Annotated in this window: 22 protein-coding genes; 11 read left to right on the forward strand and 11 right to left on the reverse strand. The window is 62.5% G+C overall.

All coding sequences use genetic code 11. The features are described from left to right. Window positions 1-42: 42 nt before the first annotated feature. A complete protein-coding gene (locus tag PSH76_RS11365; RefSeq protein WP_138761583.1) occupies window positions 43-1,038 on the reverse strand; it encodes a GlxA family transcriptional regulator in 996 nt (331 codons plus the stop codon). Between the two features lie 286 nt (window positions 1,039-1,324). Here PSH76_RS11365 and PSH76_RS11370 point away from each other — a divergent pair, with 286 nt between their 5' ends. Both PSH76_RS11370 and PSH76_RS11375 read left to right on the forward strand, forming a co-directional pair. Further along, entirely contained in the window at window positions 1,325-2,878 is a 1,554-nt protein-coding gene (locus PSH76_RS11370) for a DUF726 domain-containing protein (protein WP_305494092.1), read from the forward strand. A gap of 42 nt (window positions 2,879-2,920) precedes the next feature. Further along, a complete protein-coding gene (locus tag PSH76_RS11375) occupies window positions 2,921-4,240 on the forward strand; it encodes an Nramp family divalent metal transporter (RefSeq protein ID WP_305494093.1) in 1,320 nt (439 codons plus the stop codon). A 12-nt stretch (window positions 4,241-4,252) separates the two neighbouring features. On the opposite strand, the gene PSH76_RS11380 is transcribed toward PSH76_RS11375, so the two are convergent. Continuing rightward, a complete protein-coding gene (locus PSH76_RS11380; RefSeq protein WP_032896748.1) occupies window positions 4,253-4,510 on the reverse strand; it encodes a type II toxin-antitoxin system Phd/YefM family antitoxin in 258 nt (85 codons plus the stop codon). 142 nt (window positions 4,511-4,652) lie between these two features. Next, entirely contained in the window at window positions 4,653-5,585 is a 933-nt protein-coding gene (locus PSH76_RS11385; protein WP_032896749.1) for a LysR family transcriptional regulator, read from the reverse strand. A 118-nt stretch (window positions 5,586-5,703) separates the two neighbouring features. On the opposite strand from PSH76_RS11385, the gene PSH76_RS11390 reads away from it, so the two are divergent. From PSH76_RS11390 to PSH76_RS11415, 6 genes are all read left to right on the forward strand, one after another. Next, window positions 5,704-6,192, forward strand: coding sequence for a DMT family transporter (locus tag PSH76_RS11390; protein ID WP_032896751.1), 489 nt, complete (start codon window positions 5,704-5,706; stop codon window positions 6,190-6,192). 4 nt (window positions 6,193-6,196) lie between these two features. Continuing rightward, window positions 6,197-6,652: a DMT family transporter gene (locus PSH76_RS11395; RefSeq protein ID WP_032896753.1), complete on the forward strand. Its 456-nt coding sequence runs from the start codon at window positions 6,197-6,199 to the stop codon at window positions 6,650-6,652. An 88-nt stretch (window positions 6,653-6,740) separates the two neighbouring features. Continuing rightward, a complete protein-coding gene (locus PSH76_RS11400) occupies window positions 6,741-6,911 on the forward strand; it encodes a putative metallothionein (protein ID WP_019816816.1) in 171 nt (56 codons plus the stop codon). Between the two features lie 115 nt (window positions 6,912-7,026). Next, a complete protein-coding gene (locus PSH76_RS11405) occupies window positions 7,027-7,803 on the forward strand; it encodes a helix-turn-helix transcriptional regulator (protein ID WP_305494094.1) in 777 nt (258 codons plus the stop codon). Between the two features lie 69 nt (window positions 7,804-7,872). Next, window positions 7,873-8,046, forward strand: coding sequence for a DUF1427 family protein (locus PSH76_RS11410; protein WP_014718843.1), 174 nt, complete (start codon window positions 7,873-7,875; stop codon window positions 8,044-8,046). A 28-nt stretch (window positions 8,047-8,074) separates the two neighbouring features. Continuing rightward, on the forward strand, window positions 8,075-9,034 hold the full coding sequence (locus tag PSH76_RS11415) for a zinc-binding alcohol dehydrogenase family protein (protein WP_305494095.1): 960 nt from the start codon (window positions 8,075-8,077) through the stop codon (window positions 9,032-9,034). 114 nt (window positions 9,035-9,148) lie between these two features. Here PSH76_RS11415 and PSH76_RS11420 read toward each other — a convergent pair whose 3' ends face one another. Together PSH76_RS11420 and PSH76_RS11425 are read right to left on the reverse strand one after the other, a co-directional pair. Then, window positions 9,149-10,180, reverse strand: coding sequence for a purine nucleoside permease (locus PSH76_RS11420; protein WP_305494096.1), 1,032 nt, complete (start codon window positions 10,178-10,180; stop codon window positions 9,149-9,151). 14 nt (window positions 10,181-10,194) lie between these two features. Continuing rightward, the gene (locus PSH76_RS11425; protein ID WP_305494097.1) at window positions 10,195-11,145 is read right to left on the reverse strand and encodes a nucleoside-specific channel-forming protein Tsx; all 951 of its coding nucleotides are present in this window, start codon (window positions 11,143-11,145) and stop codon (window positions 10,195-10,197) included. A gap of 212 nt (window positions 11,146-11,357) precedes the next feature. Between PSH76_RS11425 and PSH76_RS11430 the strand changes: the two genes are divergently transcribed. Beyond that, window positions 11,358-12,167, forward strand: coding sequence for an aminoglycoside phosphotransferase family protein (locus tag PSH76_RS11430; protein WP_098951080.1), 810 nt, complete (start codon window positions 11,358-11,360; stop codon window positions 12,165-12,167). On the opposite strand, the gene PSH76_RS11435 is transcribed toward PSH76_RS11430, so the two are convergent. Next, window positions 12,152-13,060, reverse strand: a complete 909-nt coding sequence (locus PSH76_RS11435; protein WP_044274524.1) for an AraC family transcriptional regulator — start codon at window positions 13,058-13,060, stop codon at window positions 12,152-12,154. The genes PSH76_RS11430 and PSH76_RS11435 overlap by 16 nt on opposite strands. A 255-nt stretch (window positions 13,061-13,315) precedes the next feature. Between PSH76_RS11435 and PSH76_RS11440 the strand changes: the two genes are divergently transcribed. After that, entirely contained in the window at window positions 13,316-14,089 is a 774-nt protein-coding gene (locus PSH76_RS11440) for an L-iditol 2-dehydrogenase (RefSeq protein WP_305494098.1), read from the forward strand. A 646-nt stretch (window positions 14,090-14,735) separates the two neighbouring features. Beyond that, the gene (locus PSH76_RS11445; protein ID WP_032896766.1) at window positions 14,736-15,383 is read left to right on the forward strand and encodes an isochorismatase family protein; all 648 of its coding nucleotides are present in this window, start codon (window positions 14,736-14,738) and stop codon (window positions 15,381-15,383) included. Between the two features lie 3 nt (window positions 15,384-15,386). Here PSH76_RS11445 and PSH76_RS11450 read toward each other — a convergent pair whose 3' ends face one another. From PSH76_RS11450 to PSH76_RS11470, 5 genes are read right to left on the reverse strand one after another with little or no spacing between them, the layout of a single operon-like run. Then, window positions 15,387-16,418, reverse strand: a complete 1,032-nt coding sequence (locus PSH76_RS11450) for an ABC transporter substrate-binding protein (RefSeq protein WP_032896768.1) — start codon at window positions 16,416-16,418, stop codon at window positions 15,387-15,389. A gap of 13 nt (window positions 16,419-16,431) precedes the next feature. After that, the gene (locus PSH76_RS11455; RefSeq protein WP_098951085.1) at window positions 16,432-17,529 is read right to left on the reverse strand and encodes an FAD-binding oxidoreductase; all 1,098 of its coding nucleotides are present in this window, start codon (window positions 17,527-17,529) and stop codon (window positions 16,432-16,434) included. Then, window positions 17,526-18,869, reverse strand: a complete 1,344-nt coding sequence (locus PSH76_RS11460; protein ID WP_305494099.1) for an FAD-dependent oxidoreductase — start codon at window positions 18,867-18,869, stop codon at window positions 17,526-17,528. Before PSH76_RS11460 ends, PSH76_RS11455 begins: the two co-directional genes overlap by 4 nt. Beyond that, a complete protein-coding gene (locus tag PSH76_RS11465; protein WP_305494100.1) occupies window positions 18,866-19,156 on the reverse strand; it encodes a (2Fe-2S)-binding protein in 291 nt (96 codons plus the stop codon). Before PSH76_RS11465 ends, PSH76_RS11460 begins: the two co-directional genes overlap by 4 nt. Beyond that, complete coding sequence (locus PSH76_RS11470) at window positions 19,156-19,950, reverse strand: ABC transporter permease (RefSeq protein WP_278918056.1); 795 nt, start codon at window positions 19,948-19,950, stop codon at window positions 19,156-19,158. The genes PSH76_RS11465 and PSH76_RS11470 overlap by 1 nt, the downstream gene beginning before the upstream one ends.

The raw sequence follows: 19,950 nt of genomic DNA on the forward strand, positions 1-19,950 counted from the left end.
CGAAAGGACATATAACCCTGGATGACTGCCACCTCTGCCGGCCTAGCGGGAAAAGCGCTCGCGGTAGTCGCGGGGTGAGATGGCCAGGTGGCGGTGGAAGGTGCAGCGCATGCGTTCCTCATCGCCAAACCCGCAAAGCCCGGCGATCTGGTCGATGCTGCGCTGGGAGTCTTCGAGCATGCGGCGCGCCGCTTCCATGCGAAACAGTTCGATGGCCTTGGCCGGGGTGCGACCGGTTTTTTGCTTATAGACCCGGGCAAAGTTGCGTGGGCTCATATGGCTCTGCGCGGCCAGGCGCTCGACGCTGAGGTCGCTGTCGCGCAGGTTGTCGCTGATCCACGCATGCAGCGCATCAAAGCTGGCGCTGTCGGCGGTTTGCGCTTGCAGCACCTGGCTGAACTGCGCCTGGCCACCGGGGCGCTTGAGGAACACCACCAGTTCGCGTGCCACTTGCAGCGCCACTTCGCGCCCGCAGTCGGCCTCCACCAGCGCGAGCGCCAGGTCGATCCCGGCACTGACGCCCGCCGAGGTCCACACCTGGCCCTGCTGCACGAAGATCGCGTCCACGTCCACCTCGATGCTCGGGAAGCGTTGCTTGAGCAGCTCGCACATGGCCCAATGCGTTGCCGCGCGGCGCCCCTCCAGCAAGCCCGCCAGCGCCAGCAAAAAAGTGCCGCTGCACACCGAGGCGGTACGTCGCGCCTGACCGGAGGCGTTGCGCAGCCAGTCCACCAGCGCAGTATTGTCTAGCATGGCTTGCTCAATGGCGGGCGCGCCGGGTACCACAAGAGTGTCGATGGCGGCTGGGTCCAACTGCGCCAAAGCCACAGTGTCGACGCTCAAGCCTTCGGCGGTTGGCATCAGCCCGCCCGCCAGGCTGGCGTTGTGCAGCACATAACCTTGCAAACCGCGCTCGGCCATGGCCTTGGTCGCGGCCCAGAACACCGTTTGCGCGCCGGTCAGGTCGAGCAGGCCCATGTGCGGGTAGGTCAGGAACACCAGAGTGCGGGGTTGGCCAAGCGGGGAGAGTGCGGTCATGCGCTGGTCAGTTGCTCAATTTGGCTCAAGGTGCAGAAGCTTGCGCCCATGACCACGCTCAATTGCTCGGGTTGTTCAAGTTTGCCTGTCATGGTGGCGGTCTCCGGTGAAGGGGCTGGGCCCTGTTTTACCATGTCCCGCCAGTCAGTTTAAGCAGTCGCGCAGTGTTTGGTCTTGGTTGAATACTGTTTTGGCCAGGCCCTTCTGCAAACGTCGGTCAGGATTCACCTTTCTGATCGCCTCTGTTTGTTACTATCGCCAGCCCGTCACCCGGAGTCGCCGCTCTATGCAACACCAGTGGGATGAAATGCACCGCACCCGCCAGCCCACGTTCATCCTGTGTGGCGAGCCCCAGGGGGATGTGCTCAATCTCTATGTTCACGGTTACTCGGCGTTCTTCAACCGCCAGCAACTGGGCAATTTCAAGCAGCAGTTGGCGGGTATCGAAGGCTCGACCAACCTGATGCTGTTCTGGCCGGCAGGGCATTTTCTGGAAAACCTGTTTGCACCGTTCAAGGACGTGCTCGCCTCATTGCTCGGCGGTGGCGGCCTGGGCGCGGCGACGGTGGGCGTGGGCAAGGCCATTGCCTATTTTCTTGACCATTACAAAAGCGTCGAGGCGCGGGTGGATGAAGTGGCCAAGACCTTGTTGCCAGAATTGGCCGGCTACCTGCACGACCAGTCGCTGCCGGTACGGCGCATCAACCTGATCGGCCATTCCCTGGGCGCGCGCATTCTGGTCAAGAGCCTGCTGGCCAGCCCCGAGATCGCTCGCGAACTGCCGTTGAATAACCTGTTGTTGATGGGCGGCGCGATCTGTACCTCGAGCCCCTGGGACAAGGTGTCGGCGCCGCTCAAGGGGCGGTTGATCAATTGCCATTCGAGCAAGGACTGGGCGCTGGCCATGAAGCCCGATACCGAGCGTTGCATTGGCCGCTATGCGATTGATGTAACGCCCGCGCTCAAGGCCAAGGTGACCAATGTGCACCTGGCCAGCTTCGATCATGCCGCCTATTGGCCGCAGTTGAAGACGGTGGTGCAGTACACCGATTTGCTGCAGGAGCGGCGTGGCATGATTCGTGTGGACTCGCGCAGCAGTGACGTGCGGTTTGCCGAAGCAGACGTGGACCTGTACCCGGCATTGGTGCAAGCGCGGCCGGAGGAGCTGAAGTTTCTTGCCGAACTGATGGCGCAAAAGCGCAGTGCCGCGATTGATGCCAGTGTGCGCGAACCGTTGAAACTGGCCATTGAGTTGCAGCGCATGGGCGGCGACAGCTTCATGAACCTGGCCCGTGGCCATGGCGTGGGCTATCGCCAGATTGCCGAAGACGTGGCGCAACGCCTGGGCATCAAGTTCGACCAACCACTTGAGCATGTGGCGCTGGCAGAGATCGAAGGGCAGGTCGCAGAAACACTGATCGAGCAGTACAAGGACAAACTCAGCCGCGCTGATCGTCAGGCGTTCGAGGCCGAGCTCCAGGCCGCTGCACAAAAAGAGCAGGGGTTGTTCAACCGCTTGGATGTGGGCCGTTCGGCTACCGCAGCTTTGAGCGGCACGGCGTTGGCCGGGCTCACTGGGTTTATCCTGCGGCGCGGTGCGGCGACGGCGATTCCGGTGGTGGGCCAGGCGCTGGCTGCGGCGATGTTGCTGGTCAGCGGTGTTCGGGCGTTTTCCGGCCCGGCATATTCGATCACCACCTTGGCGGTATTGGTGATCGGCGTGATTCGTCAGCGCATGGAGCGCGAGGCGCTTAACCAGGAGCTGGATCTGGTGGTGCAAGTGGTGGAAGCGTTTGACCTGCCACGGGAGACGGTGATGCGCACGGTCGCCACCGACTGATAAGCTGCTGCCCAAGTCTTGTGTATTTGCCTGGAATACCGCGTGAAATTCAGCCTGCCAAAAATCGCTACCGCTCCGTTTTGCCCGCCGGAAGTGGCCGGCTCTGTCGCTGTTGATCCCAAGGCCTCGTTTTTTAAACGGGTGTTGATGTTCGCTGGCCCCGGCCTGTTGATCTCCATCGGCTACATGGACCCCGGCAACTGGGCAACGGCCATCGAAGCCGGTTCACGCTACGGCTACAGCCTGCTGTTTGTGGTGCTGCTGGCCAGCCTGGCGGGGATGGCGGTGCAGTGCCTGTGTTCGCGGCTGGGCATCGCCACTGGCAAGGACCTGGCGCAACTGTGCCGTGAGCGCTACAGCCAGCGCTCTGCTCGCACCCAGTGGGTGTTGGCGGAAATCTCCATCATCGCCACCGACCTTGCCGAAGTGCTCGGCTGCGCCCTGGCGTTTCACCTGTTGCTCGGCGTGTCGCTGACCACCGGCATTGTCATCACGGCATTCGACACGCTGTTGATCCTGGCCCTGCAAAATCGTGGTTTTCGCCGCCTTGAAGCGATCATGCTGGCGCTGGTCTCCACCATCGGCGTGTGCTTTTTCATCGAACTGGTGCTGATCAAACCCTACTGGCCCGACGTGCTCAGCGGGTTTACCCCGTCACTGTCGGCCATCAGCGATGCGGCGCCGTTGTACCTGGCCATCGGCATCCTCGGCGCTACGGTCATGCCCCATAACCTCTACCTGCACACCTCTATCGTGCAGACCCGCCTGATCGGCAAGGACCTGGCGAGCAAGCAGGACGCGGTCAAGCTGGCGCGTATCGACACCATCGGCTCCCTGGCCTTGGCGCTGTTGGTCAACGCCGCGATTCTGGTGCTGGCCGCAGCTGCTTTCTACAAGACCGGCCATACCGATGTGGTGGAAATCCAGGACGCCTATCACCTGCTCGACCCCTTGGTCGGCGGTGCTTTCGCCAGCATCCTTTTCGGTATCGCCTTGTTGGCTTCGGGCCAGAGTTCGACCTTTACCGGCACCATTGCCGGGCAAGTGATCATGGAGGGTTACCTGAACCTGCGCATACCCTGCTGGCAGCGCCGCCTGATTACCCGTGGGCTGGCGCTGATCCCGGCGTTCCTGGGGGTATGGCTGATGGGCGACGATGCCATCGGCAAGCTGCTGATTCTCAGCCAGGTGGTACTGAGCCTGCAGTTGCCCTTTGCGCTGTACCCGTTGATCCGCATGACCGGCGACAAGCAACTGATGGGGCCGTTCGTCAACCGGCTACCCACACGGCTGCTGGCGTGGTTTCTGTTCGCGGTCATCAGTGGGGCGAATGCTTGGTTGATTGGGCAGTGGTTGTTCTGAGCTAGGGTTGAGTCATGTGCTCTTTTTCTCAAACTCCCGAAGCAGGCTGTCAGGAAGCGGTGTATCAAAGTCATCAGGAATAATCAGTTTCCCTTTCATCGCTCCTATCCGGCGTTGAGGAGCCTTTCGCACAGCCAAAAGCTGGACAAATGCCACTCCATTTCTGGTGATAGTTATCACCTGGCCAGTGCTGGCCTGATGAGCCAATTTCAAAAAATCGGCTTTTGCTTGGCTGAGTGAGACAGTCAGTGTCGAACACGTAGCGTTCATGTCGGTATCTCGGTAGTGGACGTTGCCAAAGTCTGCCCCAGCGCACCGTCCCCAGAAATACTGGCCCCCAAAATCAGAACGAGCCTACTTTTCCTACTAGGAATATTCCTTCACTGGCGCCGTTCAGCAGCGCCAACCTCCGTCACCGATCCCAATACGGCACCGTCCCAAAACACTCCACGAAATAGTCGATCACCGTGCGCACCTTCAGCGAGAGCCTGCGGCTGCCCGGCCACAACGCGGCGATCTGTTGGGGCTCCAGGGTTGTCGCCACTTCGTATTCGCCGAGCACCGCCTGCAAGGTACCGGCGCGCAGGCTTTCGCCAATCAGCCAGGACGGAAATACCACCAGGCCCAGGCCTTGTTCGGCGGCGTGGGTGAGGGTGTCGGCGTGGTTGCCGGTGATGGGGCCGCTGACGCTGTAGGGTGTCCAGTCGCCTTGGCCGCGGCGGAAGAACCAGCGCTGCTGGCCGGTGATACCTTTGTAGGCCAGGCAGTGGTGGTGCGCCAGTTCGTCGGGGTGGCGCGGCGTGCCGTGCTGGGCCAGGTAGGCAGGGCTGGCCGCGATGCGAAAGCGTTGCGGCGCGAAGATGCGCGCCTGCATGCCCGAGTCGTTGAGCACGCCGATGCGAAACAGCAGGTCGGTGCCATCTTGCAGCGGGTCGACGAAGGTGTCGGTCTGCTGGATATCCAGCTGCAACTTCGGGTAGCGCCGGCACAGCGCTCCCAGCCAGGGTGAAAGGTGGCGCTGGCCGAACACCATGGGCGCGTTGATGCGCACCAGGCCGCTGGGCTCGCTGTCTTGCTCCTGCAGGGCTTGGTTCGCCGTTTCCAGTTGCTCTAATAGCAAGCGCGCGTGGCGGCCTAGCAGGCGGCCGGCTTCGGTGGGGCTGACGGCACGCGTATGGCGATAGAGCAATTGCTGGCCGACGGCCTGTTCCATCAGTTGGATCTGCCGCGAAATGGAGGAGGGCGCCAAGCCTTCGCGGCGGGCCACTTCGGAAAAGCTGCCTTGGTCCAGCACGGCCACAAACAGGCGTAACGCCTTGAAACTCAGTTCATTCAAGCCCTGCATCATCTCTCCAGGCTGTGCGTTTTGCGCAAAGGTGTTGTACGCATGCTCCCATTTATCGCACAGCACGGCCACCGGATAATGCGCGCCATGTTTTTCTTTCTTGATACACGGGTGATGTATGCAGGCACGTTCTACCGAGGGGCTGGCGCAGGCCAGGCCGAGCAATAACCTTCTACGGCTGCTGCTGTTGCCGTTGGTAATTCTGGCGGGCATGGGCCTGTCGGTGGAGGCCGGGTTGCTCGGGCCATTGGGTGCGCAGGTCGGGCATTTGTGGGCGACGTTGAGCATCTTCGGCGTTGGCACGGCGATTTTGTTTTTACTGCTGCTGTTCAGCGGCCCGCAAAAGGGCCCGGCATTCACGCAGTTGCCGCGCTGGCAGCTGATCGGCGGGTTTCTGGGGCCGATGTACGTGGTGGTGCTAACCCTGGCCACACCGCATATCGGTATCGCGATGACCATGATCGCGATCCTCTCGGGCCAGGTGGGCAAGAGCGTGTTGATCGACCACTTCGGCTGGTTCGGCACGGCGCGCAAACGGGTCAATGGTGAGCGCTGGATCGCGTTGGCGTTGATTGTGGCGGCATTGATTCTGATTGCACGAGGTTAAGGCGATGAATCTGTTTATGTTGTTGGTGCTGGTGATTGCAGCGGGGGCGGTGCTGAGTGTGCAGGCCGCTATCAATGGGCGTCTGGGCCAGACTGTAGGGGTATTGCGCAGCAGTCTGTTGACCTTTGCGGTGGGCGCGCTGACCACGGCGCTGTTGATATTTTTCTTCGAGCCGGCCCAGGCCGTCAGCCTGCTGGAGGTGCCCAAGTGGCAATTGACCGGTGCCCTGTTTGGCGTGGTGTACATGATAGTGATGGTCGGCGCGGTGCCTGTGGTCGGCACGGCCGTCGCCACGGTGGCGGTGATTGTCGGGCAATTGGGCATGGGCATGTTGATCGACAACTTTGGCTGGCTGGGCAACCCGGCCATCGAGCTTTCGGGCAGCCGTATCCTCGCCATGCTGTTGCTCGCCCTGGCGTTGGTGTTCATGTACCGCAGCAATAGCCGCCGGGCCGACTGACGGCGCTGAACCATGCTTGCTTGCCCAAGGTCACTGCTTAAGGTGCGGCGCTCGCTGCATCGGACGACCATGAAAAAGGAGTCTGACCATGCCAGATCAAACCTGTGCTTGCCCTCACTGCAAATGTGTATTGGGCGCTGACGCAATCATGAAAGACGGCAAGGGCTATTGCTGCCAGGGCTGTGCCGAGCACCATGCGCACGGTGAGCCATGCGCCGCAGCGACGGGCTGCGAATGCGCCAAGTCGGCCCACGGTTGACAGGATTGACCTGCAGGCCCGGGCACCCGGTGCCTGCAGGATGAGTAAAAACAGTTCGTTTGCAGGCGACCAGTCTTTACCATGGTCGCCCGTCCTTGATTGATGTGTACCCGCCATGGCCCTGGCCGCGCCTCCCGACCTCACTGATCACGCCGTTCCCGTGCAACCGTTGGCGCGTACCTACCCGCGTGGGTTGTACGTAGAGCCGCACAGTCACGATTGGGGTCAACTGCTCTACGCCATGAGCGGGGTGATGTGGGTCGAGACGCCCCATGAGGCCCTGGTGGTGCCGCCCCAGCGCGCGGTGTGGTTGCCGCCGGGGGTGGAGCACGGGATCCGCGTGGTCTCCGATTTGCAAATGCGCAATATCTACCTGCGCCCGGCGTTGGCGGCGACGCTGGACAGCCAGGTGCAGGTGATCGAAGTGGGTCGCTTGTTGCGGGAGTTGATCGTGACCTTGGTGGAGCAGGGCGATCACGGCGATGCGGCCTACTACGAGGCTGTCGTAGGCCTGGCTCTGCTGGAGTTGCAACGCGCACGTCGCTCGTCTATTCGCATCGCCATGCCGGTGGCGGCGGATCGTCGGCTGATCAATGCGTGCCAGGCGGTCATGGCGTCGCCCTCCCTGGACATCCCGTTCGAGCAGCACGCCGAGGCCGCGGGCGCCAGCGTGCGCACCCTGGCGCGGTTGTTCCAGCATCACCTGGGCATGGGGTTTGCCCAGTGGCGCCGTCAGGTGCAGTTGGCCACGGCGGCTGCGGAGTTGATCCAAGGCCAGTCGGTGAGCGGCATAGCGCGCACCCTGGGTTACTCGCCCAGCAGCTTCAGCGACATGTTCCGACGCGAACTGGGCGTGTCGCCGTCGCAGTACCGGGGTTGGCCGAAATCCTGAAGCACTTGGCCGATACCCACGGTTGGCGCGCCCTAGACTGAGCCCATCAATCCACCGGGCGCAGCCTTCATGAGCTATTTGATTTCCTTGGCCATCGGCCTGTTTGTCGGCGTGATCTACGGCGCGCTGGACTTCCGTTCACCGGCACCGCCCGCTATCGCACTGGTCGGCCTGATGGGCATGCTGCTCGGTGAAAAGCTCTGGCCCATGGCGCGACAGTTGGTCAGTGGTTGGTTGTCCTGATCCCTTTTCCCTTCGACGGATGCCCTCGATGAACGCACTGCAATTTACCGCCACCGGCGACCTCGCCCACCTGAGCCTGGTGGAGGTGCCCGTGCCGGTGCCGTCTGCCGGCGAAGTGCTGGTGCAGATTAAAGCTGCGGGCCTGAACCCCAGCGACGTGAAAAACGTGCTTGGCCGCTTCCCCTACACCACGCTGCCACGCATCCCAGGGCGTGATTTTGCCGGCGTGGTGGTGGAGGGGCCGCAAGCATTGCTCGGCCAGGCAGTCTGGGGCACCGGTCGCGACCTGGGTTTTTTCGCTGACGGTTCCCATGCCCAATACCTGCGCGTATCCGCCAAGGGCGTGGCGCACAAACCCGCGCATTTGAGCTTTGCCCAGGCGGCCAGCCTCGGCGTGCCCTATACCACCGCCTGGGATGCCCTGGAACGCAGTGGCGTTGGCCAGGGCACGCGCTTGCTGGTGATTGGCGCCAACGGCGCGGTCGGCAGTGCGGCGCTGGCGCTGGCGAAGATACGCGGTGCGCAGGTGCTGGCGGCTGTGCGCAAGGCCGATCAGCTCGAGTTGTTGCAGGCTCAAGGTCTGGAGGCGATTGCCTTGGGCAAGCCGGAAGCGCTGGGCGCGCAAGTGCAGGCCGTGTTCAAGGGCGGCGCCGACGTGATCTTTGACACCACCGGTTTCTGGCTGCCTGCCGCGGTGGCAGGGCTGGCACCGTTCGGCCGCATCGCCATCATCGCCGCCCCGGTTGACGGCCATGTGCAGTTACCGGCCCTGGCGCTGTACCGCAAGGGTGGTTCGGTAGTGGGGGTCAACTCGTTGCTCTATAGCTGCGAACAATGCGCGGTGATGTTGGAGGCGTTTGGGCGCTTCTTTGATGAAGGCCTGTTGCCGCTGCCTACGGGGTTGCGTGAAGTGGCGTTGGTGGACGGTGTTCAGTGCTATGCAGAAGTGAACAGCGGCAGCCCCGACAAAATCATTTTCCTACCCTGATCGTTCCCACGCTCCGCGTGGGAATGCATCCAGCGGCGCTCTGCGCCAAACGTTCAAAGCGGACGCAGAGCGTCAAAAGCGGCATTCCCACGCAGAGCGTGGGAACGATCATCTTCACTCGACCTCGGGAACGCCTTTTTCCCACGCCGACCAGTTCTTCACAATCGCCTGGACCAACGGGTTGCCCGTGCGGTACAGGTTTTCCAGCGCCGGTACAAAACCACCCTGGTCGGCATACTTGAGCAGGTTGTCTACCTCGCTGTAGCCCGGATAAGGCCGGTCAAAGTCGGAGCCGGCGCGTACCACGGCCAGGCGCTGGATATCCACCAAACCTTCGCGGCTGGCGCGCAGCAGCGCTTCGTAGGTGGAGTTGTCCTCTTGTTGGGTGGTGCAGTATTCGCCTTTGTTGTCGGTGAGCAACTGGGTCCAGACCTCGGCACGTTCGCTCAACCGCGTGCCGGAAAACCAGGTGTTGCCCGCCAGGGTATCGCAGCGCGTGACTTGCGGCGGTTGGTTGGCGGGGGCGGCGGGGTAGTGTTTGCGCCAGGCGGCGGACTCTTTGCTTTCTGTCAGTTCCACCTTGTGCGACAAGGCAAACGCCTTGGCTTGCAGCTTTTGGTTGAGCTCAAACACTTCGGTCTTGTAGTCCAGCGGGGGTTTTTCGTTGGGGCCCTTGGTGTTGATCCCGATATAGCCCGTCGGCCAGTCCTTGGGTGCATCCCGTGAATCCAGCTCCCACTGCGTGCCGAACTCCACCAGGTAATGAGCCCAGGCGGCGGTGCCAATGGTGCCGTGCTTGGGGTTGATGCCGGCGATCCCGGCGACCAGGAAGTAGCTCTGGCGCAGGTCGAACTTGGGCGATAAGGCCAGGGCCAGGGTAGACGCGGCCGCGTTGGTCTGGCCCATGCCGGTCACCAGCAGGCACACGTCCTGGGCGTTGCAGCGAATTACCGGGTATTCGGCGGACAGGCCCGGTACGCGCACTTCTTGTTTGAGGGCCAGGCGGTCGATCCAGGTTTGCGCCTCGGGGGCGAACATGGTGATCAGCATCACCTTGGATTTGATCGGCGTCGGGTTATCCGCCAGCACCACGTGGGGCAATAGGGCCAGGCCTGCGGCCAGCGAGATACGGGTCAATGCGTTCATCTACAGCTCCTTGATCAGAATTGGTAGCCCACGCCGGCGTAGTAACCCCAGCCGTCTGAGCGTGCGCGGAAGTTGCCTTCGCCGAAATTCAACTCGCTGCCGTCCTCCCAATTGCCGCCGTTGTGAAAGTAACGGCCGACCAGGGTAAAACGAAGGTGGGTAAACGAGTACAGCAACACGTTGGTGGCCACCAGGGAGTTGGCGGTGCGCGCCGGGTTGTCCTTGTGCAGGTCCGAGCCGAAATCGTAGTTGGTAAAACCGATGTAGGTCAGCGAGGCGCCGTTGTCGAACTTGCCGATGGGTACGATGTACTTCATCTGCGCCCGGTAGCCGTCCCAGGAATACTCATTGCTGGCGCCGTAGTTTTCCCACTGGTAGCGCCCGTAGAAGTTGGCCGACAGGTTGACCCGCGAGTGGGTGTCGATATCGGTGCCCAGGCCGCTGTACAGGGTGTTGGCGCGGTTTTCCTTGCGGCTGCCGTGGTCGTAGATCCAGTCGAAGGCCACATACCATTCCTTGAACGGGCCGAACGCCAGGCTGCGTCCTGCGAGGTAGTCGATGGAGATCCGCGGTTCATGCTCCATGAACACCGGCGAGCCATGGTCCCACACGCCTTTGTCATTACTGTTACCGATGGTGAGGATCTTCGGCACATCGATATAGCCGTACAACTCAAAGGGGCCTTTGCGCCCGAAGTACTCGTATTCCAGGTAGACGTCATCCTGGGGCTTGGGGCCGAAACTGATGTCTTTGCTGCCGATCAGCGTAAGGTCCTGGTTGAACCACTCGGACAAATAGACGCCTTTTTTCGCCGGGGGGTTGGCTTCAGGGCTGAGGGTTTCGCCCTGTGCTGAGTCATCCACGGGCTTTTGCTGCGCCAAAATGGGTGCACTGAGTACTCCCGTAACGGCGGCCAGTAGCAAAGAAGCGCCAAGACAAGCGCGAGGCTTTGAGGTGGGGTGCATTGAAAGTCCTTATTCTTACGCGGTTTAAACCCGATCAGACGGGTAGGAGTGAACTTGGCGGTCAAGTTCGTTCCGCAAACGTTTGCACAGGCTGTACCAACTTGGCTCAATGGCTTGAACTGTTTAGAAAAAAGACGAATTTGCCGACGCTTTGGTCAGGAAAACAGTGGGTTTTCTGTCATCCTGACGCGCCAACCCTGTGGAGGAACCCGATGTTCGAACACTACCTGCGTGCCTGGAACCTGAGTGCCGATGGAGAGCCTATCGTCACACCGGGCAGCCACCTCTTGCCGGTGCGCTGGCAAGGCGTGCCGGCGATGCTGAAAATTGCCCATACCCCTGAAGAAAAACTCGGCGGCCGCCTGTTGAGCTGGTGGGCAGGTGACGGCGCGGCACGCGTGTTCGCCCATGACCACACCGCTGTGTTGATGGAACGCGCCACGGGGCCAGGTTCCTTGATGCGCATGGCCCTCAATGGCCAGGACGATGAAGCCAGCCAGATAGCCTGCGCCACCCTGGCCCGACTGCATGCGCCTCGTGCGTCACCGCCTGAAGGGTTGGTTGGGCTGGATGAGTGGTTCAGTTCCTTGTGGCACGCCGCCGACCAGGAGGGCGGCGACTTACGCGACTGCGCGACGATGGCCCGCACATTGCTGGCTGCGCAACAGGAGGTGGTGGTATTGCACGGTGATTGCCATCACGACAATATCCTCGACTTTGGCCCGCGGGGCTGGCTGGCGATTGATCCCAAGCGGGTGATGGGCGAGCGCGGTTACGATTACGCTAATTTGATCTGCAACCCGGATTTGCCGACCAGTAGCGACCCGCTGCGTTTCAGCCGCCAGGTCGAGGTTATCGCCCAGGCGGCCAGCCTCTCGCGTCCGCGATTGTTGCAATGGGTAGTGGCTCATGCCGGGCTGTCCGCCGCCTGGTTTCTGGAAGACCAGGAGCGCGAGCGTGCCATGAATGAGTTGCAGGTTGCTCGCCTGGCACAGAAGGCACTGGCTCAGTTGAATACTTGAAGTGCGGCCTGGCGCCGGTACTCACTCGGCGTCTGGTGCATTTCGATGCGAAAGTGGCGGTTGAAATTCGACAGGTTGACGTAGCCCACCTCAAAGCAGATGTCCGCCACTGACATCTGGCTGTGCAACAGCAAGCGGCAGGCACGCTGCACGCGGAACTTGCGCATCAGGTCGATAAAACCGTGACCGGTGTTGCGTTTGAAAAACCGCGAAAAGCCCGGTTCGCTCATGTCCAGTTGCCGGGCGATGTCCGACAGGCGTACATCGCCGGTCAGCTCCCGCATCAGGTAGTCAAACGCCTTGTTGATGCGTTGGGCACTGCGCGCGTCCAGGGTTGGTGCGTAGCAAGGGCTGGCCAGGGTTTTGGCCTGTGCGGGCGGTGCGTTCTTCAGGGTATCGAGCAGTTGCAGGAACAAGGTCAGGCGTTGCAAGCCCTGGGCGCTGCCGATGGCCTCCATCAGCCGTGCCGCGCCCGTTGCGGTCTCGCCGGTGAATTCGATGCCCCGGCGCGCCCGTTCAAACAGTGGCTGTAAATCACCGAGCTCAGGCAGGGTGGTGCGCAGGGCGAGGAGGGCGGCGCCGTCGAATTGCAGCACCACATCGCGCCCGTGCAGGTGTTCGCCGGGGGCCAGGTCGCCGATCCAGTCGTGGGGCAGGTCAGGGCCGATCAGTGCCACATGCCCGGCGCCGAACGCACCGATATAGTCGCCCGCTACCAACTTGCCGCTGCCTTGGCGGATCAGGTGTATTTCGAATTCAGGGTGATGGTTCCAGCGCGCCAATTCATAGGGATAGTCATGTTCGAACCAGCGAAAGCCATGTTCTGGTTCGGGCAGGATCACCTCAAGTTCCGCAGGGCGGTGCTCGAACAGGGTGGCGGGGCTGATGGGCATGGTGCTGCCTCTTGTGAGGGTGCAATCGCCCCAAAATACCCGCACTGGCAATCGGTGCGCTAGCCCCGGTTTCGCCTGAGGCTGATACTTTTTTGATCCTATGCCTGCGGTTAAAAAAGTATCAGCCGAGCCTTCGTCAGTCGTTTGTGAGATGGCAGGCCAAGCTGCTGTAATCGAAGCTCAACAACAAAGGTCGGCAAGCTGTTCTCGGCGGCGCTCACCGGCTACCGGCAATAACCTTTACAGGACCCTCCCATGAAACGACTCGAAGGCAAAAGCGCGCTGATCACCGGATCGGCGCGGGGTATTGGCCGTGCGTTTGCCCAGGCTTACATCGCTGAAGGCGCCACGGTGGCCATTGCTGACATCAACCTGCAAAGGGCCCAGGCCACTGCCGCCGAACTGGGCCCCCAGGCTTACGCCGTGGCGATGGACGTCACCGACCAAGCCTCCATCGACGCGGCCATCGCCACAGTGGTGGGCCATGCCGGCAAGCTCGATATCCTGATCAACAACGCCGCCCTGTTCGACCTGGCCCCCATCGTCGACATCACCCGCGACAGCTTTGAGCGGCTGTTTTCGATCAACGTCGCCGGCACCTTGTTCACCCTGCAGGCCGCAGCCCGACAGATGATCAGCCAGGGGCATGGCGGCAAGATCATCAACATGGCCAGCCAGGCCGGGCGGCGGGGTGAGCCGTTGGTGGCGGTCTACTGCGCGACCAAGGCAGCGGTGATCAGCCTGACGCAATCGGCGGGGTTGAACCTGATCAAGCAAGGCATCAACGTCAACGCCATCGCTCCCGGTGTGGTGGACGGTGAGCATTGGGATGGGGTGGATGCGCTGTTCGCCAGGCATGAAGGGCTGGCGCCTGGTGAGAAGAAAAAGCGCGTAGGCGATGAGGTGCCGTTTGGGCGGATGGGCACGGCGCAAGACCTGACCGGCATGGCGATCTTCCTGGCGTCGAAGGACGCCGACTATGTGGTGGCCCAGACCTATAACGTTGATGGCGGGAATTGGATGAACTAGCGGTTGACGCTGATCCAACTGTGGGAGCTGGCTTGCCTGCGATGGTGGCCTGACAGCCGCCAACTATCTACCTGGCACCCCACGATCAACCTTTGGGAGCGGGCTTGCTCGCGAAGGCGGCCTGGCAGTCAACACAGTTGGATTGGGTATATATCCATTGCTGCGGTAACGACCACTTAGGGTTCCGCCTTGACGGCGGCTCACTTTTGAAAAGCCGGAATGCCGGCCCAGGCAAAAGTAAGCAAAACGCTCTTGCCCCACCACTCGGCACCTCGCTTAGGCTCGGTGTGCCCGAACACAGGCTTGAATCCGTGGGCCGCCGCCACGCGCCATCCATGGCGCGTGGCGGCTAACCCGGCGTCCTGCCGGGTTACCCACGAATTCAAGCCTGCGTTCGGCCAGCGTGGTTTAACGGGGCGCCTAAGATCAAAAGCAGATCAAGAGCGGCTCGCTTCGCATCGTGGTTACCGTCCACTGTTACAGCGTTGTGTAGATACCTATGGTCATCGCAGGCAAGCCCACCTTGGAACTTCAGCGTTTTGAGAATAGGGTGAACGCATCGATCCACGCAGTAAACTACCCCATACTTCAACTTCTCTACGCTCGCCCTGAGGCGGTCGTACGTGCAGACCACCAGAGAACGACCATGAGCCTTTCGAAAGCCGCCATCGCTTCATTCGACGTCGACGCCCAGAAGAGCTTCACACCTTTATGCCCCAACGAATTGCCGGTAGCCGGTGGCGACCACATTGGCGCCGAACTCAACTACATGGCCAGCCTCGCCGGCCACCGCATTGGCAGCAAGGACGCCCACACCCCCCACGCGCCCTGGGTGGTCGCGCAGCACAGCGAGATGCTGCAACCCACTGGCCTGGCCCATGCCGATGTGACCTGGGTCAGCCACTGTGTGCCGGGCACCGAGGGGTTCTCCTTGCTTGATGAGTTGCCCACGCCCTATGACTACGACTACTTCATCTGGAAAGGTGTCGAACCCGACCTGCACCCCTATGGCGCCTGTTATCACGACCTGCACGACAAGCTGTCCACTGGCGTCATCGAGTACCTCAAGGCCCACGGCGTGGTTCGTGTGATCGTCGGCGGCTTGGCGCTGGACTACTGCGTCAAGACTACCGCGTTGCAATTGCTCAAGGCCGGCTTGCACGTCGTTCTGCATTTGCCGGCGTGCCGCAGCATCAGCGAGGAGGGCGGTGTACAGGCCGTCGACGAATTGCTCAAGGCCGGTGCACACATCAGCCGCACCCGCGAAGAACTGGCCCTGATTGCGCAAGGCTAAGCCTCAACGTTCAATCGAGCGACTCCACCGCGCGTTCCACTCTGGCCGTGCCTGGTTGACCTGGTCCCAATCAATCGAAATGGCCGTTTGCAAATAACCCTGCATGGCCTCCACCCGCGCCCGGGTTTTGTCGGTGGTGGGGGTAGTCGGGTTCGACGGGATCTGGTCACCTTCTTCCAACGCCGGCGCCTGGGCTTCGGCGGTCAGCAAGAATGCTGCGAGCTTCTGCGCTAGTTCTGGCTGGTCATTGCGGGCGATCACGCATTCGGCCACGTTGAGCACCACGGCACCTTCTTTGGGCTGCGCGTACTCCATCGGTATGCCGAGCAGCTTTTGCGTGGCGACCTGGGTCGGGGTCAGGGGGAAGATCGCGGCCTCGTCGGTCTGCACCATCTCGGAGATCTTCGCGGAGCTGGCGATGTATTCCAGCACGTTGGGGCCCACGCTCGTAGGCCAGGCCTTGAAGCCCGGTTCCACATTGGTTTCATCGCCACCCTGGATGCGGTTGAACATCAGGAAGCCATGCAGGCCGAAGGTGGAGGAGGCCAGGGACTGGAACACCACTTTGTCCTTGAAGCGCGGGTCGGCCAGGTCCATCCATGAGGTGGGCGCGGCCCAGCCTTTGTCCTTGAACATCTTGGCGTTGTAGCCAAGGCCGGTGACGCCCAGGGTCACGGCCACGGCTTCGTCCTTGATCCGGGCCTTGGCCGGGATCTGTTCCAGCGGCGGGCTCGGCGCGAGCTTGTCGCACAGGCCCATGGAGATGGCGCGGTACATGATGCCGTCGTCGAGGAACATCACATGCATCTGCGGGTTGGCCTTGTTGGCCTGGACCTTGGCGAGGATGTCCGAGGAGGTGCCGGGTACGATCACGACCTTGACGTTATTGGCCTTTTCGAAGGCGGGCAGCACCTTGTCGGCGTACACCCGTTCCATGGTGCCGCCGTTCATGCCCAGGTACAGCGTGGGTGCGGCATGGGCCGTGCCGGTGAGCAAGGCGAGGGACAAGCAGGACAACGCGAGACGTGATTGCATGGAGTTTTTCCTCTCAGGCTTGGAAACGACGGATGGAAAACGCTTCGATGGGTTGGCGGCTGCTGCCGTCGCAGACGATCTCTGCCAGGGCTTCACCGACGGCGGGGCCGAGCTGGAACCCGGCGCCGGCAAAGCCGAAACCGTGGAGCAGCCCAGGTTGGGTACTGCTGGGGCCGATCACCGGTTCGTGGTCAGGCAGGTAACCTTCGGTGCCACTCCAGGTGCGAATGGCCTGGGCACCCTGAAGAAAGGGGTAGAGTTCGCCGGCATTGCGCAGAATCTCCAGCACCGCCGCCTGGCCCGGCCTGGCCTGCTGCGGGCCCAGGGCAAAGCCGCGCCCGCCGCCGAGGATGCAATTGCCACGGGCGACTTGCCGCGCATAGATGCCGCCACCCTCGACGCCGGTGCTGACGGTCATCACCCCCGGCAGCGGCTCGGTGACCAGCATCGCCGGGTGCGCCGAGATGATCGGCACCGGCTCGCCCAATTGCGCGGCGACCTTGCCGGCCCAGGCGCCCGCACAGTTGAGCAGCCAGGGCGCTTGCAAGTGCAGGCCGTTGGCGCAGTGCACCTGGAACAGCCGGCTGTCGTGCTCGATGCCGATTACTTCGGCTTGCTCGTACACCGCAGCGCCATGGCGCTGGGCGGCACGGGCAAAGGCTGGGGCCACCAGGCGCGGGTTGGCATGCCCGTCGTCCGGGCACAATGAGGCGCCCACTGCCACGTCGCCCACCCAGGGGAAACGCCTGCGTAACTCGCTGCGGTCCAGCAGCTGCAAGCCCAGGTCGAAGCCACGGGTCTGCTCGGCGTAGGCTTGCAGTGCGGCAAAATCCCCAAGGCTGCGTGCCAGCTTCAAATGCCCGGAGCGCACGTATTCACCCTCGATACCAATCAACCCGGGCAGGTCGGCCCACAGTTGATGGGCGCGTTGCGACAGCGGCAACTGATGCAAGGGCCGCCCCTGGCGCCGTACGCCGCCGTAATTGACGCCGCTCGCATGCGAGCCACAAAAATCCCGTTCTACCAGGGCCACACGCTGGCCTTTCTGGGCGAGCATCAAGGCCGCCGAAGCCCCGACGATGCCGCCCCCCAAGACGATGACGTCGATCATGGCTGCACCTGCACGCCAAACGGCAGCGGCTTGATCGGCGCCTGGCCCCGCAAGCGCCCAACTTGGGGGAGGTCACGCCCGCTACGCTCGGCAACGATTTCCGCCGCCGCCAACCCGCACATTCGCCCCTGGCAGCGGCCCATGCCTACGCGGCAATGGGCTTTGACCCGGTTGATTTCCCAGTGACCTTCATCCACCACGGCGCGCACCTCGCCGACGCTGACCTCTTCGCAGCGGCACAGGATCAGGTCATCGGGCGCCTGCGCGGCCCAGTGCTCGGGGAAGGGGAACGCGGTTTCCAGGCCCTGGCGAAAGCACTGGATACGCGCCAACTGCCGTTCCAGTGTGACGCGGCGGTGCGGGTCGACTGCGACGCCGGTATCTTCCAGCAGCGCCAGCGCAGCACATTCGCCGGCCATGTGTGCGGCATCGGCGCCCATGATGCCGGCGCCGTCGCCAGCCAGGTATACCCCTTCGACACTGCTGCGCCCGGCGCGGTCGCGTTGCGGCAGCCAGGCGCGATTGAGGGAGTTCCAGGCAAATTCACAGCCGAGCAAGTCCGCCAATTGCGTTTCGCTGCGCAGGGCATGGGCGAAGGCCACCGCATCGCATGGCAGGGTCTGGTCGCCCCAGCGAATGCCGCGTACCCGTTGGTCGCCATCGATCTGCTTGAGCATTGCGCCCTGATGCACGGGAATCCCGTGGGCGGTCAGCCAGGCGCGGTAATACATGCCCTTGGCCAGGGTCGCCGGTTGTCTGAGCAGCGCCGGCAAGGCACGGCATTGGGCGCTCAGCGGTGCACTGTCGAGCACCGCCAGCACCTTGGCACCGGCCTTTGCGTATTGGTAAGCGACCAAATAGAGCAATGGCCCGGAGCCGCAAAACACCACACGTTCGCCTATCGCGCAGCCTTGGTACTTCAAGGCGATTTGCGCCGCGCCCAGGCTGTAGACACCCGGCAACGTCCAGCCGGGCACAGGCAGGATGCGGTCGGTGGCGCCGGTAGCGACAATGACCTGCGCGTATTCGAGGCTGTCGGCGCGCCCGTTATTGAGCATGTCCAGACGACCATTCTCGGCATTCCACACCAAGGTGTCCGGCCGGTAGTCGATCAGCGCTGCCAGTTCATCCATGGTGCGGTGCACGGCTTGGGCCTTGCGCGCTTCAAATCCGTAGATCTGCCGGGCAGTGCGTTGGAACCCTGGGGGTTGGCGCCGATAAATCTGCCCGCCACCGCGCGGGCTCTCATCCACCAGGCACGGTGTGATGCCATGGTCGAGCAAGGTGCGCGCCGCACTGATTCCCGCCGGGCCTGCTCCCACTATCACTACCGGCTTCATGACTGGCGCCCCGGATCACGGCTGATCGCCTGGCCTTCTTCCAGCAGGGTCGAGCAGGCGCGTACCCGCCGCCCATCGGCCAGGCGCACCCAACAATCCTGGCATGCGCCCATCAGGCAAAAGCCTGCGCGGCGCTCGGCGCTGAAATCACTGCCGCGCAGGTGCTCGGCGCAGGTCAGTATGGCGGTCAGCAGGGTATCGCCGAGCAACCCCGTGGCGGGCTGGTCGTCGAGGGTGAAGGCCAGGGCAGGGCGTTGGGTTTCGCTCAGTCGCTTGAACAAGGCCATCAGTGTTTCCCCACCAGCACGCGGTCCAGGCCGTAGACCCGGTCGAGCACAATCATGGTCGCTGCCGTCAGTGCGATCACCAGCGCCGACACGGCCGCCATCATCGGGTCGATGGACTCGGTGGCGTACACGTACATGCGCACCGGCAGGGTTTGCGTGGCCGGCGAGCTGACGAAGATCGACAGGGTCACTTCATCGAAACTGTTGATGAACGCCAGCAACCACCCACCGGCCACACCGGGCAAAATCATCGGCAGGGTGATCTGCCGGAACAGCGTAAAGCGCCCAGCGCCTAGGGATTCGGCGGCCTGCTCGGCACTGCGATCAATGCCGATGGCCGCCGCCAATACCAGGCGCAACACATAGGGGGTGATGATCACCACGTGTGCGAGCATCAGCCAGGTGAAGCTGCCGTTCACGCCCATCAGCGCAAACAGGCGCAGCATCGCCACCCCCAGCACCAGGTGCGGAATGATGATGGGCGACAGGAACAGCGCACTGAAGAAATTGCGCCCCGGGAACGAATAGCGGCTGATCGCCAGGGCCGCGGGCACCGCGATCAGGGTCGCCAGGGTGGCGGCGGTGAAGGCCAGGATCAGGCTGTTATAGAACGCCTGGATAAAGTCGGCGCGTTCGAACACCGCGCGAAACCAGCGCAGAGAGAAGCCCGACGTGGGCAGGCTCAAGGTGTTCTCTGGCGTGAACGCCACCAGGCACACCACCCCCAGTGGCGCCATCATGAACAGCACCACCATGGCATGGAAACCGAGGGCCAAAGGACCGTTTCTAGACAT

The sequence above is a fragment of the Pseudomonas sp. FP215 genome (genome assembly GCF_030687795.1).
GTDB classification, from domain to species: domain Bacteria; phylum Pseudomonadota; class Gammaproteobacteria; order Pseudomonadales; family Pseudomonadaceae; genus Aquipseudomonas; species Aquipseudomonas salmasensis.

What these genes read in the sequence shown, in the direction of transcription:
- PSH76_RS11365 (WP_138761583.1), bottom strand. Translation starts at nt 1,038, where the DNA reads ATGACCGCACTCTCCCCGCTTGGCCAACCCCGCACTCTGGTGTTCCTG.
- PSH76_RS11370 (WP_305494092.1), top strand. Translation starts at nt 1,325, where the DNA reads ATGCAACACCAGTGGGATGAAATGCACCGCACCCGCCAGCCCACGTTC.
- PSH76_RS11380 (WP_032896748.1), bottom strand. Translation starts at nt 4,510, where the DNA reads ATGAACGCTACGTGTTCGACACTGACTGTCTCACTCAGCCAAGCAAAA.
- PSH76_RS11385 (WP_032896749.1), bottom strand. Translation starts at nt 5,585, where the DNA reads ATGCAGGGCTTGAATGAACTGAGTTTCAAGGCGTTACGCCTGTTTGTG.
- PSH76_RS11390 (WP_032896751.1), top strand. Translation starts at nt 5,704, where the DNA reads ATGCAGGCACGTTCTACCGAGGGGCTGGCGCAGGCCAGGCCGAGCAAT.
- PSH76_RS11395 (WP_032896753.1), top strand. Translation starts at nt 6,197, where the DNA reads ATGAATCTGTTTATGTTGTTGGTGCTGGTGATTGCAGCGGGGGCGGTG.
- PSH76_RS11400 (WP_019816816.1), top strand. Translation starts at nt 6,741, where the DNA reads ATGCCAGATCAAACCTGTGCTTGCCCTCACTGCAAATGTGTATTGGGC.
- PSH76_RS11405 (WP_305494094.1), top strand. Translation starts at nt 7,027, where the DNA reads ATGGCCCTGGCCGCGCCTCCCGACCTCACTGATCACGCCGTTCCCGTG.
- PSH76_RS11410 (WP_014718843.1), top strand. Translation starts at nt 7,873, where the DNA reads ATGAGCTATTTGATTTCCTTGGCCATCGGCCTGTTTGTCGGCGTGATC.
- PSH76_RS11415 (WP_305494095.1), top strand. Translation starts at nt 8,075, where the DNA reads ATGAACGCACTGCAATTTACCGCCACCGGCGACCTCGCCCACCTGAGC.
- PSH76_RS11420 (WP_305494096.1), bottom strand. Translation starts at nt 10,180, where the DNA reads ATGAACGCATTGACCCGTATCTCGCTGGCCGCAGGCCTGGCCCTATTG.
- PSH76_RS11425 (WP_305494097.1), bottom strand. Translation starts at nt 11,145, where the DNA reads ATGCACCCCACCTCAAAGCCTCGCGCTTGTCTTGGCGCTTCTTTGCTA.
- PSH76_RS11430 (WP_098951080.1), top strand. Translation starts at nt 11,358, where the DNA reads ATGTTCGAACACTACCTGCGTGCCTGGAACCTGAGTGCCGATGGAGAG.
- PSH76_RS11435 (WP_044274524.1), bottom strand. Translation starts at nt 13,060, where the DNA reads ATGCCCATCAGCCCCGCCACCCTGTTCGAGCACCGCCCTGCGGAACTT.
- PSH76_RS11440 (WP_305494098.1), top strand. Translation starts at nt 13,316, where the DNA reads ATGAAACGACTCGAAGGCAAAAGCGCGCTGATCACCGGATCGGCGCGG.
- PSH76_RS11445 (WP_032896766.1), top strand. Translation starts at nt 14,736, where the DNA reads ATGAGCCTTTCGAAAGCCGCCATCGCTTCATTCGACGTCGACGCCCAG.
- PSH76_RS11450 (WP_032896768.1), bottom strand. Translation starts at nt 16,418, where the DNA reads ATGCAATCACGTCTCGCGTTGTCCTGCTTGTCCCTCGCCTTGCTCACC.
- PSH76_RS11455 (WP_098951085.1), bottom strand. Translation starts at nt 17,529, where the DNA reads ATGATCGACGTCATCGTCTTGGGGGGCGGCATCGTCGGGGCTTCGGCG.
- PSH76_RS11460 (WP_305494099.1), bottom strand. Translation starts at nt 18,869, where the DNA reads ATGAAGCCGGTAGTGATAGTGGGAGCAGGCCCGGCGGGAATCAGTGCG.
- PSH76_RS11465 (WP_305494100.1), bottom strand. Translation starts at nt 19,156, where the DNA reads ATGGCCTTGTTCAAGCGACTGAGCGAAACCCAACGCCCTGCCCTGGCC.
- PSH76_RS11470 (WP_278918056.1), bottom strand. Translation starts at nt 19,950, where the DNA reads ATGTCTAGAAACGGTCCTTTGGCCCTCGGTTTCCATGCCATGGTGGTG.